We start from the raw sequence: 2164 nt of genomic DNA, 5'->3' as shown, positions 1-2164 counted from the left end.
CCGCACCGGAGTGCTGGTGCCGATCGATGCGTTCGACTTCGGCAAGCTGCCCGACCATCTGCGCGTCACGTTTGCCGTCGAGTCCGACGACGGCAGCGTGCTGGCCCGCGGCAAGGACCTCGTCGCGTTGCAGGAGAAGCTCGCCGCCCCGGTTCGGGATGCGGTCGCCGGGGCCTTCGCGGGGGCGCTCGAACGGACGGGACTGCGCGGATGGCCAAGCGATCTCGACGAATTGCCGCGCACTGTCGAGACTACGGGTGGTGGCCGCGCCGTACGCGGGTATCCCGCGTTGGTCGACGCGGGAACCTCGGTGGACGTGCGGGTGTTCGCCACCCCTGCCGAACAGGGCGCTGCGATGGGGCCGGGGACCCGCCGCCTGCTGAGGTTGGCGGTACCGTCGCCCGCCAAAGCCCTCGAGAAGCAACTGGATACCCGAACCCGACTCGTGCTCGGCGCCAATCCCGACGGCTCCCTGGCCGCGTTGCTCGAGGACTGTGCGGATGCCGCGGTGGCCGCCCTCGCGCCGAAACCAGCATGGAACCGTACCGATTTCGCTGCACTGCGCGATCGGGTGGCCGGGACCATGGCCCAGACGACCCGTGACGTCGTCAGCCGGGTCGAGCGGGTGCTCGCCGCACTGCGCGAGGTCCAGATCGCCCTGCCCGAGAAGTCACCTGGCGCACAGGCGGATTCCATCGCCGACATCCGCGCGCAGCTGGCCGCGCTGCTGCCCGAGGGCTTCGTCACAGCCACCGGAGCCACGAATCTGCTCGACCTGGCCCGCTATCTCACGGCAATCGGCAGACGCCTCGACCGGCTGCCGCAAGGCCTCAACGCCGACCGTGACCGGATGCTACGCGTGCACGTGCTGCAGGACGCTCTCGACGAACACGTCGGGGCCCTTTCGCCATCGCGCGCGGCTGGCGACGACGTTCGGGATGTCTCGCGGCTGATCGAGGAGTTCCGGGTGAGCCTGTGGGCCCAGCAGCTCGGCACCGCGAGGCCGGTCAGTGAGCAGCGCATCTACCGGGCGATCGACGCCATCCGACCCTGATCTGGTCCAGACACAGAAGAAGGGGACACCCGCGGTGCGGATGTCCCCTTCGTCTTGATCGCGGTCAGCGGCTCTGATGCACCGTGGTGTCCACGTGCGGGACGTAGACGGGCTGCGTGATGTCGTTGATGAACGCGTGGTGGTCGATGTCTGCCTGTGCGGGTCCTGCGAATCCGAGGACTGCGGCAGTGAGACCGCTGGCGACGATGGTGGCTAATCCGAGCTTCTTCATGATGTTTCATCCCTTCACATCGAACGTGTTCGAACCGGGCCTTCGTGCCGCGATTCGGACGCTCTTCCGGCGTTGAATCTTCGTGCCGGTCTGTGGTGTTCAACGGGCGATTGAAACGATTCATTCCACTAATTCAGCTGCATACGGGGTGTTCTGGGACACACGGCTACCCGGCGGACTTGACCGCGCCCGCCGCGGCGATGAACTCGTCCATGCCCTCGAGTGGGCCGAGCGGCTGCAGCGCAATGGTGTCCACCCCCGCGTCGCGGTAGGCGTCGAGCCCGGCAGCGATCTGCGCGGCGGTGCCGCCGACGCCGAACACGTCGCCCCGGGGTACGTCGAGGCGGACGGCCTCCTCGACGAGCGTCCGCGCAGCGTCGTCGGATGGCACGCACGCCAGGAAGAGCGCGGTGCTGAAGGGGCGTCCGTCGGCGTCGGCCCGCCCTGTCGCCACGTGTCCCAATGCCTCGCGGACCGTGCGCGTCGAATACGCGCTGTCGAGCACCACTCCGTCGGCGATCTCGCCGGCCAGTCGCAGCGTCTTCGGTCCCGTGCCTCCGATCAGAACCGGTGGCCGACGCGCGGGCGGGAACGCCAACCGAACGTCGGACAACCGGACGTAGCGCCCTTCGACGCTGACGGTGCGTCCCGAGAGCAGTGCCTGGAGAGCGGTCGTGTACTCGCGCAGCAGCGTCAACGGCGACGCGACCGCCGCTCCCGCCTGCCCCATCCAACTCTGCACCCCGTGGCCGACGGCGATCCGGGTCCGGCCTGGGAACATTGCGTCCAGGGTGGCGAACTCCATGGCGGTCGCGGCCACGTTGCGCAGCGGTGCAGGCACCAATCCCACGCCGACGCCGAGCCGCTCCGTCGATGCC

The 2164-nt window shown here is 68.9% G+C and carries 3 protein-coding genes; 1 reads left to right on the top strand and 2 read right to left on the bottom strand.

Going from position 1 to position 2164, the window contains the following annotated elements; genetic code table 11:
- A partial coding sequence (locus ACRDUX_RS23455) for a DUF3418 domain-containing protein (RefSeq protein ID WP_526417013.1) occupies positions 1-1054 on the top strand: 1054 nt, incomplete at its 5' end.
- A gap of 64 nt (positions 1055-1118) precedes the next feature.
- On the opposite strand, the gene ACRDUX_RS23450 is transcribed toward ACRDUX_RS23455, so the two are convergent.
- The gene (locus ACRDUX_RS23450) at positions 1119-1286 is read right to left on the bottom strand and encodes a hypothetical protein (protein ID WP_526417011.1); all 168 of its coding nucleotides are present in this window, start codon (positions 1284-1286) and stop codon (positions 1119-1121) included.
- Between the two features lie 166 nt (positions 1287-1452).
- Positions 1453-2164 (bottom strand): LLM class flavin-dependent oxidoreductase (locus tag ACRDUX_RS23445; protein WP_526417009.1); only part of this gene is annotated, 712 nt, incomplete at its 5' end.

This window comes from Mycobacterium sp. (assembly GCF_050701675.1).
GTDB lineage: Bacteria > Actinomycetota > Actinomycetes > Mycobacteriales > Mycobacteriaceae > Mycobacterium.
This window is presented reverse-complemented; position numbering and strand designations above follow the sequence as displayed.

Coding starts and splice junctions, on each gene's coding strand:
- ACRDUX_RS23450 (WP_526417011.1), bottom strand. CDS start 1,286: ATGAAGAAGCTCGGATTAGCCACCATCGTCGCCAGCGGTCTCACTGCC.